Origin of the sequence: Mogibacterium diversum, from assembly GCF_002998925.1 — a bacterium.
Classification (GTDB): domain Bacteria; phylum Bacillota; class Clostridia; order Peptostreptococcales; family Anaerovoracaceae; genus Mogibacterium; species Mogibacterium diversum.
In genome coordinates this window covers 1471116-1486478 of the sequence record NZ_CP027228.1, presented here as the reverse complement: position 1 = coordinate 1486478, position 15363 = coordinate 1471116, and the positions used below count along the sequence as shown (strand labels likewise).

The following is a 15363-nucleotide window of genomic DNA, read 5'->3' as shown; positions in this document are numbered from 1 at the left end:
GTATGATAAATAGTACAATATATGCGAGGGTGCACAGCATCCTCGCATTTTTTAGAATCTAAGGCGGGATAAATGAGTAGAGAAGATATGAAGCCTTCTGAAATCGAACTCAAAGCGTACGCGAAAATAAACCTTTCGTTGTATGTGCTATCTAGAAGATCGGACGGCTATCACGATATAAAGTCATTAATGCAAAGTATCAATATTTTCGATGTATTAAAAATAAGAACTAAATTAATAAATAGTTGCGATTATAATTGTTTTTTTGCAGAAACTAACATATACTTATCATCAACAAATAAGAATATTCCATTAACTGCAGACAATCTAGCTGTCAAGGGCGCAATCTCCGTTATAGAGGCAATTTCTAGTCGATATAATCTCACGGAACTTATGGAAGAGAGAGGCGCTGAGTGCATCTCGATCGAGATTGATAAGAAGCTACCCGTAGCAGCTGGGATTGCAGGTGGCAGTGGAAATGCAGCAGTGGTTATGCTCGGCGTGAACCACCTGCTCGGCAGCCCTTTGTCTATGAGGGATCTCATGGCGGTGGGCGTTAAGGTCGGTGCGGATGTGCCTTTTTCTATAATGATGAATGCATTTCTTAATGCTGATGAACTGAAGGGTCTACCACAGCTCGAAGAGGCGAGCTGCGCTGCGATAGTTTCTGGAATAGGCGAAGTGGTTGAAGCAGTTATGCCGAGACCATATTTCGTGATTTTATTTAACCCTGGCATTGCTGTATCTACTAAGGAAGTGTATGAGGCAATTGACAGGAAACTTGAAGGCGCAGAGCTTGCGCAAAGAGAAGCAGATGTTAATCGCTTCTATAATGAACTTGAGCTGTATACACTTACGCATTACCGAGAAGTGCAGAACTTGGTGTCGCGGATACGCGAGCATTTGCACGCTGATGAAGTTTTGATGAGCGGTAGCGGACCCACCGTGGCAGCTTACTATACCGAAGAAACTAGATTCGAAGCTGACTGTGAGGCTTTAGAATCTGCTAGATGGGTTGAACCGACTTGGCGATACTGGAAGACAAAGAGCGGAGGACTTAACTTATGGAGTTAGATTTTCAGATTCAGAAACCATTAAGAGAGCTAGTGTACTTAGAGCTCAAGAGACGAATTCTAACGGGTGAAATAGATGCGCACACAAGGCTCATGGAAATTGACCTGGCGGAGAAGATGAACGTAAGCAGAACACCTATCAGAGAGGCGATTCGTAAACTTGCTAACGAAGGCTTGGTTGTTATCGAGCCACGTCACGGCGCATATGTATCTGAGATTTCCATCAAAGATCTAGAGGACGTCTTTGAGGTGAGAGAAACTCTGGGCGGACTCGCAGCTTCTATTGCCGCAGTTAAGGCGAGCGATGAGGATAAAGCAGCTTTACAGAAGCTTCTCAGGCTAAGTGAGCTCGCGATGGAAAATGGCGAGATGGACGAAATGGTAGAGTACGACGTTAAGCTTCATAGCTATATAGTGCAGTGTAGTGGCAATAAGACTCTCATCCAGATGGTTAAGCAGGTTCAAGAACTATCGATGAGATTCCGTTACGTATACTATGAGAGTCAGAGCAAGTACATGATTCAGCCGATTGAGCATAAGAAGATTGTAGATGCTATCGTAGCTGGCGATTCGGAAGCGGCAAGGAAAGCAGCATCAGATCATATCAATACACTTAGAAAGTTTGTCGTAGAGAAAGACAAAGGAAACGGCATGATATAGTCATCCGATTGAAATGGGTAGCCTAGAGCTACCCGTTTTTTGTGCGCATTTTGTGATGTTCCCGAGAATATACATAGAAAACACCGATATAGGTGCTGAAAGCCTTGAAAATGACCATGAGTTAGGGAAACAAAACAAAAGTTAATGTTGACTAGCGAATTTTATAAGTGATATATTTGATACAATCAATATAATTATGGAAGAATTAAGACTAGGAGGTTTATTATGAAATTTTTAGGTAAGCAGAGCTGTGTTGGTATTGGATGCGTTGCAGCAGGATTCCTCGCTGGAACAGTTGGCAAGCTAATCCTTACAAGCAAGGATGCTAAGAAAGTATATACACACTGCACAGCTGCAGTTCTACGTGGCAAGGATACTCTTATGGAGACAACAACAACTCTAAGAGAGAACTGTGAAGATATCTACGAAGATGCTATGGATATGAATGCTATTCGTTATGCTGAAGAAGAGATGCTAATGGTTGAGAGCGCTAGAGCAATTGTTGAAGCATACGACGAGGATGAAGAAGCTGCTGAGGAGCAGGTAGAAGAAGCTAAGGACGCAGAATAATGCGATTTGTAATACTTCACGAATCGAGCTCTAGGATACGTGTGCGTGTTCCAAAGTACAATATGACTATGGAACAGGCCGATATACTAGAGTACTACCTGAGAAATAAACCCTTCGTCGTGCAAGCGACAGTTCACGATAGAACGAGCGATGCATCGATTAGATATAGAGGTGGCGCAGAGGGAAGAAAGGCTCTTCTCGAGGCACTGAGAGGATTTTCGTTCAGTGACGAGAAGGCTATCGCACTAGTTCCAGAACAGACAAGCAGGGCGCTTGATCATAAGTACCAGGAGAAAATGGTGAGCATGGTCATGTTTAGAACCCTGAGAAATATCTTCCTGCCAATCTGGCTTCGTAATGGCATTACAATCGTTAAGAGCGCAGGATTCATCGCTAAGGGTATAAAATCGCTCTCTAAGGGTAAGTTAGAAGTTGCAACGCTTGATGCTACTGCAATTACGGTGTCGATGCTTAGAAATGACTTTGACACTGCTTCATCCGTAATGTTCCTACTTGACATAGGAGATACGCTAGGCGAGTGGACTCGTCGCAAGTCGGTCACAGATCTAGCAAGCGTGATGTCTCTTAATGTAACAAAGGTATGGAAGAAGACGGAAGACGTCGATGTATTGGTCGATGTAAAAGAAGTAAAGCCAGGAGACAAAATCGTAGTTCGCACATCTAATGTAATTCCGCTAGATGGTAAGGTCGTTGAGGGCTCAGCATCTGTAAATCAGGCGACTATGACTGGTGAATCTATTCCAGTTCGCAAGGAGCCTGGCGGATACGTATATGCTGGAACTGTAGTTGAAGATGGAAGCTGCGTCATAGAGGTTGCTCAGTCTGCAGGTACCGGTAAGTACGACCAGATTGTAAAGATTATCGAGGAGTCGGAGAAGCTCAAGTCAGAAACTGAGGAGAAGGCTTTCCATCTCGCTGATAGACTTGTTCCGTATTCTTTGGCAGGAACTGTAATAACTTATCTCTTGACTAGAAATGCGACAAGAGCGCTATCGTTCCTGATGGTAGATTTCTCTTGTGCTTTAAACCTGTCGATGCCGCTTTCGATGCTTTCTGCAATTAAGGAGGCGAGCAAGTATGATATCTCTGTAAAGGGAGGCAAGTTCCTCGAAGCGACTGCAACTGCAGATACTGTAATATTTGATAAGACAGGGACGCTGACACACGCCACACCGTCCGTAGTAGACATTATTACTTTTGGCGATGCAAAAGAAGAGGAGAGTTTGCGTATTGCGGCTTGCCTCGAAGAGCACTACCCACATTCCGTTGCAAATGCAGTAGTTGAAGAGGCCAAGAAGCGTCATATCTCGCACGAAGAGATGCATTCGAAGGTTGACTACGTGGTTGCTCATGGAATCTCGAGTAATATCGACGGGAAAAATGCGATTATTGGTAGCTACCATTTCGTAGTTGAAGACAGTAAGAGCGTAGTGCCAGATGGCGAAGAGGGTAAGATCGATACACTGCCAACAGAGTATTCGCATCTGTACCTAGCTATCGACGGAGTGCTGCAGGCTGTAATCTGTATATTTGACCCTCTTAGAGAAGAGGCTGCCGATGTGATCAAGGAGCTCTATGAACTCGGAGTGTCAAAGGTATGCATGCTCACGGGAGACAATGAGAGAACGGCTGCTGCAGTGGCTAAGAAGCTCGACCTAACAGAGTATCGCGCAGAGGTGCTTCCGGAAGATAAGCTCGCATTTATAAAAGCTGAGCATGCAGCAGGCCGAAAGGTAATCATGGTTGGAGATGGTGTAAACGATGCACCTGCTCTATCTGAATCAGATGTTGGAATCGCTGTAAATGAAGGTGCTGCGATTGCAAGAGAGATTGCCGATATAACTATTTCATCGGATGACCTGCGCAGAATCGTACTTCTGAGAAGAATAAGCATGCAGCTGATGGAGAGAATAGATAACAACTACAAGTTCATCGTTGCATTCAATGCAGGGCTTATTGGACTAGGAGTTGCAGGAATTTTAAAACCTTCCTCATCTGCGTTATTCCACAACGGATCGACTATACTGAGCGGACTATATAGTACAACACCGCTGTTAAGTGAGTCGGAAGAAGATATCAAGGAGTTGGATTATGAAGAAGCATAAGTTTTTCGCATGGGCAACAGTTTTCTGCTTTGCTATGACGATGGTAACTGGATATAAGAAACGCTAAGCTACGTATTATTGTATCAGGCTAATAATAAAGTTGCTAAAAATTAAGACAGAACCCTTCGGATGATGGGTTCTGTCTTTTTGTGCTTAGTATGCGTAAATCTGCATGATAACCAACATGATATCACAGTTTATTTCTTAATCTCCGCCGAACTCTGCAGCTTCACGGAAATCGTCATCTCTTTGCCGTCTCGTATTATTCCGAGCTTAACTGTTTCGCCTATACGGTGGCTCTGGATGGCTGAAATTACACCTTCTGCAGTGGATACCTTTTCGTTATCTACGGAGATAATCTGGTCGCCCTTCTTTAGACCTGCGGCCTTAGCGTTTGAGCCATTCACCTCAGCGATGAGAACAGCAGCGGTACTCTTGCCCGTAGTCTTATCCTTGACATCGCCGTCATAGATGGAAATTCCGGCCATCGGCTTACCTGTTATCGTGCCATGTTCGATGATGTCATCGATGGATGAAGCGACGGAGTCGATTGGGATTGCGAACCCCAGACCCTCGATGCCGGTTCCTGAACCCTTGGCCACCACTATTCCGACGAGCTCGCCCTTGCTGTTAAATAGCGCGCCGCCAGAGTTGCCCTCGTTGATGGACGCGTCTGTCTGTATAAGCGTACGAGTCCTATTCTCGAGCTCAATCTTACGATCCTTGGCGCTTATGATGCCAGCCGTTACAGTTCCACCGAGCTTTCCGAGTGGGTTACCGATAACGACAGCTAGATCACCTACCGAGAGTTTGCTACTCCTCCCGATTGTAACGGCGTTTAGCTTAGTAGCATCTATCTTGAGGACGGCTATATCAGTCTGTTCATCGTAGCCTACTATACTAGCAGAATAGTTTTTGCCACTATGAAGTCTAACTACGATAGTCGTAGCTCCGTCAATCACGTGGTAATTCGTGACTATGTAGCCATTAGATTTTACGATAACTCCACTTCCTGCCCCTTCGCTAGTACCACCAGAAGTAGTCATGATTTCAACAACCGCATCGGCATTTTTGCTAGCGATCTCATCTATGGTAAGCTTACCGCCTGTAGCACTCTGTAGAGAGGAGGTCGAAAGGTTTTTATAGGAAGGAGTTCTATTTGAGAAGAACACCACAAGCCATGAACTGACTATCGACGTGAGCATCATCGAAATTATAAGCGTGATAACAAAGAACCTCTTTGTAACATACTTAGGATTCCTCTGTGTCGGAGGATTTCCGCCGTTAAAGTCTGTGGCATAAGCGTGTGCTCCCTGTGCTTCGGGACTTCCATTTTGTCCTGCATATTCATTTTGATATGTATAGCCTGTGCCGTTATAAACTCCGTTTTCGGGAGCTGCGTGCTTACCATATGACCCTTCAAATGAGTCATCTGCAGCGTGCTTAGCATAGCTTTCGTAATCACCTCTAGCGAATCTACTTCTCGGTGCAGGGACGTTGCTATTTTCGTCAATCAGAACGAAATTCGGCTCCTCGCCGTCTCTTGGAAGGAAGTCTCCAGCATTCTCTGGTGCGTAGCTACCCCATTCCTTCTTAACTGGAGTGTCTTCGGGAAGCTGCACGTTTTTCACATCATAGATGGAGCCATCATCGCGCCAGTATTCGTTAGAATCCTCGTGAATCTCTTCTACGCCTTGTGTATTAGAACCGGCCTCTGTGCAGCGTGCATCCTGCGCATCAGACCGCTCATCAACCTGATTAGAATTATCATTTTCTGTCGGAATAGCATGATCAAAATCGCTCATAGATATTCTCCTTGAATAATAGTTTAGTCTTGCTGTTATTATATAGTGAAAATAATTTTTTCATAGCAATTTATATGTATTTTATGTGAGAAATTGCCCCAAGTGTGACAATATAAGTTGCTGAACTATATACCAAAGTAGTATAATCTATTGATATGATTTATGCATGATTTGCATTCTAATTTAGTTTACAGGGGGTACAAAATGCATTGCGTTTACAAGGTAACAGATAAGATTTGGTGGATTGGCGGTAACGAGCGTAAGCTTTCAGTCTTCGAAGGAGTTATTCCTATGAACGATGGTATGGCGTACAATTCATATTTTATAGATGACGAGAAGACAGTTGTGCTTGATGCAGTTGATAAATCAGTTTCAGGCGTTTTTTATGAGAATGTTGATCACATGCTTAACGGCAGACCACTCGACTATGTAATTGTGAATCACGTTGAGCCAGATCACAGCGCTTCGCTAGAAGAACTAATTATGAGACATCCAGAGGCGAAGGTAGTCGGCAGCAAGAAGATCAAGGCTATGGTTAAGCAATATGTGACTTGGGATGTTGACAAGTATTTCGAGGAAATCAAGGAAGGCGACGAGCTATGTACGGGGTCGCACACCTTCACATTCTACATGGCGCCTATGGTTCACTGGCCAGAGGTAATGGTTACTTACGAGAAGTCAACAGGTTCACTGTTCTCGGCTGATGCGTTCGGAATCTTTGGCGCACACGATGGAAACATCTTTGCTGACGCTTACGATTTTGAGCTAGAGTGGCTGCCATCAGCACGTAAGTATTACACAACAATTGTTGGTAAATACGGAACTTTCACCGAGAAGCTTCTCGGCAAGGTTGGCGGTCTTGATATCAAGAGGATTTGTCCGCTTCACGGATTCATCATCCGTAAGGATTTTGAGAAATATATAAATGCATACCTAACTTGGGCGCGTTATGAGTCCGAGGAGAATGGCGTTCTCATTCTATATGCTTCACCTTATGGCAACACCAAGAACGCAGCTGAAATTCTAGCTTGTGAGCTTGCCGAAGATGGCGTTACTCGTATGAAGCTGATGGACGTATCGCACTGGGATCCAATGGATGTGCTCCCACAGGCATTTAGATACAACCACATCGTAATTGCTTGTACAACATATAACAATGGAATCTTCGTCAAGATGGAAGAAGCTCTCGGAGAGATGAAGTCTATGGGAGTATGCAACAAGAAGGTAAGCATCATAGAGAATGGTTCGTGGAATCCAGTGAGCGGAAAGCTCATCAAGGCGTTCTTTGAGGATATGAAGGATATCGAATTTGTAGGAGATATCGTAACAATTAAGTCCTCAGTGAAAGAGGATTCCGCACAGGCTGTTGCAGAGCTAGCGAAGGTGATCGCAGCATCTGTACAGGCTCAGGCATAAGAGGGAATTAATGGCAGAGAAGAAAAGTATAAATCTAGTAATCTCAAACAACCAGTATTCTGAGAAGCTCATTCCTACTGGACAAACATATAAGCGTGTACTCATACTGGAAGATAATATCGAAGTGACTACTGAGGGATTCTTATACAACAAAGGGAAATCCATGTACATCACATATGATGAGGTTGCAGATGGTGGACTAGAGAATACCAAGACCATAGTGAAGCTCGAAGGTGAGGACAAGCTCCAGATTAGAAGATACGGTAAGGATGACGGTGCTGGCATGATGGATATGCGTCTTGAAGAGGGCGTGCTTAATATCACGAGGTATGTTATACCTACTGGTAATCTTGAAATGGAGATTTACACCAATAAGATTGAGAACTCGCTTGATGAGGATGGATTTGGGAAGATTTCTGCGGATTATAAGATTAAGATGGAGCCGTACGTCAATCTCAGGAATAAGCTTGAAATTGAGGTTAAGCCTTGCTAATGCATAATATCTAGTGGGGCTTTCGACTATATAGGGTTAATTATTGTTGTTTAATTGGATTTAGAAAGGACCAGAAACAAATGGGAAGTGTCGGTTTTAGTGCGGAGAAGTACATCGAAGAACAGTCAAAGTATATCTTGGAGAGGATTCAGGCTGGAGACGGGAGACTTTACCTCGAATTCGGAGGGAAACTCGTTCAGGATAAGCACGCGATGAGAGTTCTGCCTGGCTTCGATGAGAATGCCAAGATTAAACTTTTGAACCGCATGAAGGACCAGACGGAAATAATCATCTGCATATATGCAGGGGACATAATTTCCAGCAAGACGAGACAGGATTTCGGGATTACGTACGATCTCGAGGTAATGAGGCTCATCGATGCTTTCCGCAGTTATGACCTTGAGATAAATTCGGTTGTCGTGACTAGATACGAGAATAATCCAGCGGTTAATATGTTTATAAACAAGCTGGAAAGAAGAGGCATTCGCACTTACAAGCACAATTATACTAAAGGATATCCGACGGATGTCGACACTATCGTCAGCGACGAGGGATACGGTGCTAACCCTTACATCGAGGTCACTAAGCCTCTAATAGTGGTTACCGGTCCTGGTGGTGGTTCAGGCAAGCTGGCGACCGCTTTATCTCAGGTATATCATGAGTATAGACGCGGAACTAAGGCAAGATATGCTAAGTTTGAGACTTTCCCGATTTGGAGCATTCCACTTAAGCATCCTGTAAATATCGCTTATGAAGCGGCAACAGCAGATCTTAAGGATGTGAACATGATAGACCCATTCCACCTGGAGGCATATGGGGTTACAGCGGTCAACTACAACAGGGATATCGAGGCATTTCCAGTTCTCAAGAGGATTCTCGACAAGATCACAGGCGATGCGAGCGTATACCAGTCTCCAACCGACATGGGCGTTAACCGTGCGGGCTTCGGCATCATCGATGATGATATCTGCCGCGAGGCAGCTAAGCAGGAGATAATCAGAAGGTATCTGCTCGCTGAAGTTTCGTATAAGAAGGGTAAGATTGATGAATCTGTGCTAGAGCGTACAAAGCTTCTCATGGAAGAGGTTGGCGCTACTCGCTACGATAGAAAAGTTGTCGCACCTGCGGAGGAATACGCAGAGATGAAGCGTGCGGAGAATGAGCGCTATGAGAATGTAATCGTGGCAGCCATTGAGCTACCCGATGGTAGAATAGTTACTGGCAGAAGTTCGCACAGGATGGCAGCTTCGGCAGCTATGATTCTCAACGCGGTAAAGACTTTAGCAGGTCTTGCTGATGACATTCCAGTTATCTCAGCGCAGGTACTAGAGAACCTGCAGAAGATGAATGTGGAATTCTTCGGGGATAAATCCTCTCTCAACTGCGAAGAGATTATCATGGCTCTGACTATGTCGACTATGACGAATCCAACGGCAGATTACGCACTCAAAGAGCTGTATAAGCTGCGCGGCTGCAGAGCTCACAGTACAGCAATTTTAAGCGATAGAGATGAGCAGACGCTTAAGTCGCTGGGAATAGACATGACTTCGAACCCAGAGTTTTCGACTAGTGATCTGTACTCGAAGTAATTGATTTATAGAGGGATATATTGGGCAGCAGTTCTATTCAGAGCTGCTGCTTTTTGTCCAAAGAGAAGCAGGAAGGAATAGATATGGCTGCAAAGCGCAGTTTAGATAAGAGCTACGTTGTTCGCAACATCAGGCAGAAACAGAGATTTAAATATATGCTCATACTAGAGGGGATAGCAGTTGGTTCGATTGTCGGACTGGTCATTGCCTTGTTCAGAATTATGATTGTGAAGGCTGATCAGGCTCGTCAGATGGCAGTTCATCTGGTCAAGGTGAAGCCGATATATGCTTTTGCAGTTTTGCTGGTGCTGATTTTAATCGCCTGGATTTTAGATAAGCTCATTAGATTTGAACCGGATATATCGGGGTCTGGCATCCCGCAAATCGAAGGTGAGCTAAAGGGTCTTGAAGATCAGAACTGGCGCAAGGTGCTGATTGCTAAATTTGCGGGATGCGTTCTGGCTATTGGCGGCGGCTTGGCTCTCGGTAGAGAGGGCCCGAGCATTCAGCTGGGTGGCATGATAGGCAAGGGCTTCGCGCGCCGGAAGAATGCACTTCTGACTGAGGAGAGAATGCTGATGAGCTGTGGCGCCGGCGCGGGCCTAGCCGCCGCGTTTGGAGCTCCGCTAGCTGGAGTGCTATTTGCTCTTGAAGAGCTTCACAAGAACTTCTCAGCAGAAGTTCTCGTATCCACGATGGCAGCTAGCGCAGTTGCCGACTATATAGCTGTAAATATAATCGGACTTAGACCTGTGTTTGATTTTGATGTTGAACACAGAATTCCATTACGCCTATACTGGGCCGTAGTACTGCTTGGCGTAATACTTGGAATCCTCGGTGTTCTATACAATAAGCTACTAGACAAGATGCAGGATTTCTTTGATAAGTTCGATAGCAAGTTCATCAGTATCGGAATCATGCTCGTGATTTCATTTCTGATGATGTTCATCTATCCGACTGTGCTCGGCAGTGGAAACAACCTCGTGAAGGTCATAAGTGATGGCAAATTTACACTAATGGCGCTTGCTGTACTGTTCGTAGCAAAGCTGTTCTTCTCGACCGGCAGCTTCGGAACGGGAACTCCCGGCGGCATCTTCTTGCCACTACTCGTCATCGGAGCAATTACGGGAGGACTTTATTCTACGTTTTTAAGCACGGCATTTGGCGTAGAGGAATACTATATCAAAGGCTTCGTAATCATCGCTATGGCAGGCTTCTTCTCAGCTATTGTAAGAGCTCCAATCACAGGGGTTATCCTCATCACAGAGATGACTGGAAATTTCATGACACTACTATCACTCGTGTCAGCATCTCTTGTTGCATATGTAGTGGCTGACCTTCTAGGCGGAGAACCAGTATACGATCAGCTTATGCACAGGAGACAGCGAAAGAAGGTGGAGAGCGGATCAGGCACACCCGACCATGATTATTTGGCGGATGTTTATAGTAAGAGTGACAAGAAGTACGTCAAGAAGCGCATCTCGGTTAGAGAACGCAAGGTCGTAATCGATTCTAGCATTCATATCGGTTCAATGATGGATGGTCACAAGGTCATGGAACTTGGGCTTCCTGAAGGTAGCCTGATTGTCTCAGTCATGAGAGATGGCAAAGAGGTAATTCCTAATGGTTCCACCATTCTAAATGGTGGTGACGACCTAGAGATACTGTGCAGGCTCAAGGACATTGCAGCAACAGAGGCGGTCCTCGATGAGAAGTGCAAGGCGATAGATACAGATTAGATTATCTAACATAGTGGCATAAACCAGACTGCCCTAGAGGTACAAAAAAAGGAGATAAAGGGTCATGAATACAGTAAAAATTAGAAATATTGAAATCGGCTCCGGTCTACCCAAGATTTGTGCACCAATCGTTGGCACAACTAAAGACGATATAATGGCAGAGGCAGAGAACATAGGACGTTTGCCTGTAGATATAGCTGAATGGCGTGTCGATTGGTTTGAGCATGCATGTGATTTCAGTAAGGTAGAAGACGTACTGAAGGATTTAAGAACAGCCCTTGGAGAGACTCCGCTGTTAATGACATTTCGCACATCGAATGAGGGTGGTGAAAAGTCTATTAAATATGATGATTATGCAGAGCTTGTAATAAGGGCTGCAGAGACCGGATACGTTGACATGGTCGATGTGGAAGTTTTTATAGGAACAGATATCGTGAAAGAAATTATAGCTGGTGCTCACAATGCCGGTGTCAAGGTTATCGGATCGAATCACAATTTTAATAAGACTCCAGACAAAGACGAGATTGTAGAAAGGCTCCGCAATATGCAGGAGCTAGGCGTAGATATACCTAAGATTGCAGTTATGCCAAAAGACATGAAGGATGTAATCACACTACTCGCCGCTACAGAGGAGATGCATAGAGAATTTGCCGACCGTCCTATCGTAACGATTTCGATGTCTGAAACAGGAGTGCTATCTAGGATTTATGGTGAAGCTCTCGGGTCAGCGGTTACCTTTGGCGCAGCCAAGAATGTATCGGCGCCCGGTCAGATGGAAGTGAATGATCTCAGTACAGCAATAAAATTGCTGCACGAGTATCTATGATAAATAGGCGATATATAGAGCGTTCTAATTGAAGAAAATCAACTTAAAAGCTCAATCGACAAGGTGCAGTTAACATGGCGCAATTAAGCCAAGACGCATTATAAAAGCAATGCCTTATAGACCAAGACATTGCTATATATCACAATTTATTCTGAACTGCGCAGCTTCCAAGCTGTCATCTACCCTGAACTTGATACTTAGTTCGGGGTACTTTTTTTCAAAATAGTTCTTATTTTCACTGTTATTACCAACGACATTTGAAAACCACTTAGGAGAAGAGAAAACATCGACTTTTACCCGAGATAGCCTCTGCTGATTAAAACTTTCATTTACCAAGTCCCTGCCTTGCAAATGGTTAGCTGTGAGTTCGCCTGACTTCTCGCGACGCTCTCTGATCTCGTCTATAATCCTATCTAGCTGCGGCTCAATCTCATCCCGTGCTATCCGTCCTTCGACTAGCTGCCTGAAAGCAGGGTGATACGTTCCTCCGTTTATCGATCCGCCTTCACCAATTATATCAGTGCTCTTGAGTCCAACTCGCATAATCGTGATACCTGCATCATCGAGTATCTTATACATTGCCGCCGTCCTCGTAACTGCTTCCTCCCTGCTTAGCGGCTGATATTCGCCACGCTCATACATTTCTAGTAGCTCCGTGTCATCAATAACGATGGTCGGGTATAACCTAGTCAGTGAAGGCTTTAGCTTGACGGTCTCTTTTGCCGAATAGATACACGTTTCAAGTGAATCTCCCGGAAGCCCAATCATCAGCTGGATTCCGAATTCAAATCCATATTCTTTAATCAGTGAGACAGCCTCGTATACAGATGCGCTTGTATGTCCGCGATTCGACTTACGAAGCACCTCATCGTCGAAAGACTGAACTCCGAGCTCAATCGTATCAACCGAATATACCTTTAGATTATACAAAATGTCTCTATCTATATAGTCGGGGCGTGTCGACAGATGGATTTTGTCGATGAGGCCTCTATCCTTGTATCCCTTGGCAATGGCGAGGTACGAACTCTGTTCCTCTAGCTCTAGCCCAGTAAAGCTTCCACCGTAAAAAGCAATTTCGACCGTCGGAACTTCTCCGAGTGTCGTAAGCCATGTGTCGATCGTATTTTTTACCTCATCCACAGTCGGGGCAGTCGTGCGAGCAGTGATTTTCCGTTGGTTGCAGAAGACGCAGTCGTTGGGACAACCTCGGTGCGGTATGAATATTGGAATAATAGCGTGTTTCTTCATATATATCCTTAGTCAGCATCAGATTTTGTAACCGTAATTATTGAGCCGATATCCTCGAGCTCGTATGATTCAAACCACTTGCAGCCGAGGCCTCGCTCCTCTATGAAAGCGGTAATTTCCCTAAAGTTTGGATGTACCGAGAGGTCGCCGTTAAATACTATTTCACCGTCTACACGGCCACTTGCACCTCCTATAAACCCAGTATCGGCACCGCGCAGCTTCACGAAGCCTGGTTTGACTAGAAGCACGTTCATGCCTGCTGCTTCACAAGGCTTTGCAATTCCTTTATCGTAAGTGATGATAGAGTTTTCATCTACTATGATAGTACTGCACTTTGTATATCCCTGACGGACATCTATAAGCTGCAGCTCATCTCCGCAGCTCGCCTTTGCGGCATTTAGAAGACCTGCGTCAGTTACATCTAGTTTGTGGATAAAAAACTTTCCAGTACATGCCGCATTGTATCTGCAGTCGCCTGGATAGAGCGGACTTAATTCGTTAGGAGCACCTTCATAGATAGGAGATTCAGGCTTTGCTCCTAGCTTGCACAGCAGTACGTCTGGATGATTTGCAACTAGGCTAGATACCGTGCGGAGTTCGGGGAAATTGTGGATAACATGACCAGCATTTTCAAGATAAGTGCATAGGGCAGGGTGAGCAAGCGATGATAGATATGCTACCTTCATTAGTCTAGCTCTCCGCGCAGGTCGGTCTCTATGAGCCTGCTGATCTCACTGTGCTCTAGGCCTAGGCTGAAGAGGTAGTAGAGCTTAGCAACTGTCGCTTCTGTAGTCATATTTGAACCAGATACCGCACCTGCCTTTGCAAGCTCTGAACTCGTTTCATATGCCCCGAGCCTTACTGTTCCCTGCGAGCACTGCGTGCAGACTACCACTGTAGTGCCATTTTTAATAGCACGAGCGATGAGAGGTGGCAGAGCTTCATCATAATTAGGGATGTTGCCTGTGCCAAAGGTCTCAAGTACAAGAGCATCGAGTCCGCGCGTTACGATTGGGGCAAATAGTTCAAACTGAATTCCCGGGAAAAGCTTGATAACGCCGACCTTTGCTGGCTTGATCGACTGCACGAGAAGATCACCGCGAGGCTTTTGCATAAGGCGAGGCTCGTTATAGTTGATGTCTATGCCCGCTTCAGCAAGCGGTGGATAATTCGGCGAAGAAAAGGCGATAAGTCCATCCGCTGAAGCTTTCATAGCACGGTTTCCGCGTAAGAGTTTGTGCCCAAAGTAAAGCGCAACTTCGTTTACCTTGCCAGAAGCAGCAATCAATATGGAAGTTATGAGGTTATCCTTGCCATCACTTCTTAGCTCACAAAGTGGAATTTGTGACCCGGTAAAAATCACAGGTTTACCGAGATTCTCAAGCATGAAAGAAAGTGCCGAGGTACTGTAAGCCATGGTATCTGTCCCATGTAGCACGACAAATCCATCGTAGTCATCGTAACGGGATGCAATCGACTCGGCAACCATGTTCCACTGCACGTAAGTTATGTTGGAAGAATCGAGGAGTGGCGTGAACTCAACAAGCTCATACTTAGGCATCCCATCAGCACGAAGGTCGTCGATGCGTTCTAGCTCGTGCTGAAAGTGTCCCGCTATTGGTGCGTAACCACTGTCCGTTCTGGACATGCCGATTGTTCCACCTGTATATATGAGGCAAATTTTCTTATCTTCTATTCTCTTTGATTGTTCTGTTCCGGCCATAGGGCACCTCTCAATTCATGCACAACTTTAAATATTCATATACATATGTACATATGCCACGACAATAGTGGCACTCTCTGTGATTGATTATATCA

Annotated in this window: 13 protein-coding genes; 9 read left to right on the top strand and 4 right to left on the bottom strand. The window is 45.0% G+C overall.

Annotated features, from left to right (window positions below; genetic code table 11):
- The first annotated feature begins 72 nt into the window (after positions 1 to 72).
- From C5Q96_RS07180 to C5Q96_RS07165, 4 genes are all read left to right on the top strand, one after another.
- Entirely contained in the window at positions 73 to 1074 is a 1002-nt protein-coding gene (locus tag C5Q96_RS07180; RefSeq protein WP_106057698.1) for a 4-(cytidine 5'-diphospho)-2-C-methyl-D-erythritol kinase, read from the top strand.
- A complete protein-coding gene (locus C5Q96_RS07175; RefSeq protein WP_106057697.1) occupies positions 1065 to 1733 on the top strand; it encodes a GntR family transcriptional regulator in 669 nt (222 codons plus the stop codon). The genes C5Q96_RS07180 and C5Q96_RS07175 overlap by 10 nt, the downstream gene beginning before the upstream one ends.
- A gap of 225 nt (positions 1734 to 1958) precedes the next feature.
- Complete coding sequence (locus C5Q96_RS07170; RefSeq protein WP_106057696.1) at positions 1959 to 2303, top strand: DUF6110 family protein; 345 nt, start codon at positions 1959 to 1961, stop codon at positions 2301 to 2303.
- Positions 2303 to 4429, top strand: coding sequence for a heavy metal translocating P-type ATPase (locus C5Q96_RS07165; RefSeq protein WP_106057695.1), 2127 nt, complete (start codon positions 2303 to 2305; stop codon positions 4427 to 4429). Before C5Q96_RS07170 ends, C5Q96_RS07165 begins: the two co-directional genes overlap by 1 nt.
- 197 nt (positions 4430 to 4626) lie before the next feature.
- Here the strand turns inward: C5Q96_RS07165 and C5Q96_RS07160 are convergent, their stop codons facing one another.
- Positions 4627 to 6234, bottom strand: coding sequence for a trypsin-like peptidase domain-containing protein (locus C5Q96_RS07160; RefSeq protein WP_106057694.1), 1608 nt, complete (start codon positions 6232 to 6234; stop codon positions 4627 to 4629).
- Between the two features lie 204 nt (positions 6235 to 6438).
- Here C5Q96_RS07160 and C5Q96_RS07155 point away from each other — a divergent pair, with 204 nt between their 5' ends.
- The 5 genes from C5Q96_RS07155 to aroD all read left to right on the top strand — a co-directional run bounded on the left by C5Q96_RS07155 (position 6439) and on the right by aroD (position 12297).
- Positions 6439 to 7650: an FprA family A-type flavoprotein gene (locus C5Q96_RS07155; protein ID WP_106057693.1), complete on the top strand. Its 1212-nt coding sequence runs from the start codon at positions 6439 to 6441 to the stop codon at positions 7648 to 7650.
- A gap of 10 nt (positions 7651 to 7660) precedes the next feature.
- A complete protein-coding gene (locus tag C5Q96_RS07150) occupies positions 7661 to 8143 on the top strand; it encodes a DUF1934 domain-containing protein (RefSeq protein ID WP_106057692.1) in 483 nt (160 codons plus the stop codon).
- Positions 8144 to 8223: 80 nt separating this feature from the next.
- A complete protein-coding gene (locus C5Q96_RS07145; RefSeq protein WP_106057691.1) occupies positions 8224 to 9732 on the top strand; it encodes a DUF1846 domain-containing protein in 1509 nt (502 codons plus the stop codon).
- A gap of 83 nt (positions 9733 to 9815) precedes the next feature.
- Complete coding sequence (locus tag C5Q96_RS07140) at positions 9816 to 11471, top strand: ClC family H(+)/Cl(-) exchange transporter (RefSeq protein ID WP_106057690.1); 1656 nt, start codon at positions 9816 to 9818, stop codon at positions 11469 to 11471.
- A 64-nt stretch (positions 11472 to 11535) separates the two neighbouring features.
- The gene (aroD, locus tag C5Q96_RS07135; RefSeq protein ID WP_106057689.1) at positions 11536 to 12297 is read left to right on the top strand and encodes a type I 3-dehydroquinate dehydratase; all 762 of its coding nucleotides are present in this window, start codon (positions 11536 to 11538) and stop codon (positions 12295 to 12297) included.
- 132 nt (positions 12298 to 12429) lie between these two features.
- Here aroD and C5Q96_RS07130 read toward each other — a convergent pair whose 3' ends face one another.
- Genes C5Q96_RS07130 through ansA form a run of 3 tightly spaced genes read right to left on the bottom strand, consistent with a single transcriptional unit; the run spans position 12430 to position 15268 of the window.
- Positions 12430 to 13545, bottom strand: a complete 1116-nt coding sequence (locus tag C5Q96_RS07130; protein ID WP_106057688.1) for an elongator complex protein 3 — start codon at positions 13543 to 13545, stop codon at positions 12430 to 12432.
- 8 nt (positions 13546 to 13553) lie between these two features.
- Positions 13554 to 14231 carry a DUF6873 family GME fold protein gene (locus C5Q96_RS07125; RefSeq protein ID WP_106057687.1) on the bottom strand — a complete coding sequence of 226 codons (678 nt, stop codon included), beginning with the start codon at positions 14229 to 14231 and terminating at the stop codon, positions 13554 to 13556.
- Complete coding sequence (gene ansA, locus C5Q96_RS07120) at positions 14231 to 15268, bottom strand: asparaginase (RefSeq protein WP_106057686.1); 1038 nt, start codon at positions 15266 to 15268, stop codon at positions 14231 to 14233. The genes C5Q96_RS07125 and ansA overlap by 1 nt, the downstream gene beginning before the upstream one ends.
- Between the last annotated feature and the right edge of the window lie 95 nt (positions 15269 to 15363).

Bases quoted from the DNA above. Each gene is read 5' to 3' on its own strand.
- C5Q96_RS07150 (WP_106057692.1), top strand. From the start codon at position 7,661: ATGGCAGAGAAGAAAAGTATAAATCTAGTAATCTCAAACAACCAGTAT.
- C5Q96_RS07155 (WP_106057693.1), top strand. From the start codon at position 6,439: ATGCATTGCGTTTACAAGGTAACAGATAAGATTTGGTGGATTGGCGGT.
- C5Q96_RS07140 (WP_106057690.1), top strand. From the start codon at position 9,816: ATGGCTGCAAAGCGCAGTTTAGATAAGAGCTACGTTGTTCGCAACATC.
- ansA (WP_106057686.1), bottom strand. From the start codon at position 15,268: ATGGCCGGAACAGAACAATCAAAGAGAATAGAAGATAAGAAAATTTGC.
- C5Q96_RS07145 (WP_106057691.1), top strand. From the start codon at position 8,224: ATGGGAAGTGTCGGTTTTAGTGCGGAGAAGTACATCGAAGAACAGTCA.
- C5Q96_RS07125 (WP_106057687.1), bottom strand. From the start codon at position 14,231: ATGAAGGTAGCATATCTATCATCGCTTGCTCACCCTGCCCTATGCACT.
- C5Q96_RS07175 (WP_106057697.1), top strand. From the start codon at position 1,065: ATGGAGTTAGATTTTCAGATTCAGAAACCATTAAGAGAGCTAGTGTAC.
- C5Q96_RS07130 (WP_106057688.1), bottom strand. From the start codon at position 13,545: ATGAAGAAACACGCTATTATTCCAATATTCATACCGCACCGAGGTTGT.
- C5Q96_RS07160 (WP_106057694.1), bottom strand. From the start codon at position 6,234: ATGAGCGATTTTGATCATGCTATTCCGACAGAAAATGATAATTCTAAT.
- C5Q96_RS07165 (WP_106057695.1), top strand. From the start codon at position 2,303: ATGCGATTTGTAATACTTCACGAATCGAGCTCTAGGATACGTGTGCGT.
- C5Q96_RS07180 (WP_106057698.1), top strand. From the start codon at position 73: ATGAGTAGAGAAGATATGAAGCCTTCTGAAATCGAACTCAAAGCGTAC.
- aroD (WP_106057689.1), top strand. From the start codon at position 11,536: ATGAATACAGTAAAAATTAGAAATATTGAAATCGGCTCCGGTCTACCC.
- C5Q96_RS07170 (WP_106057696.1), top strand. From the start codon at position 1,959: ATGAAATTTTTAGGTAAGCAGAGCTGTGTTGGTATTGGATGCGTTGCA.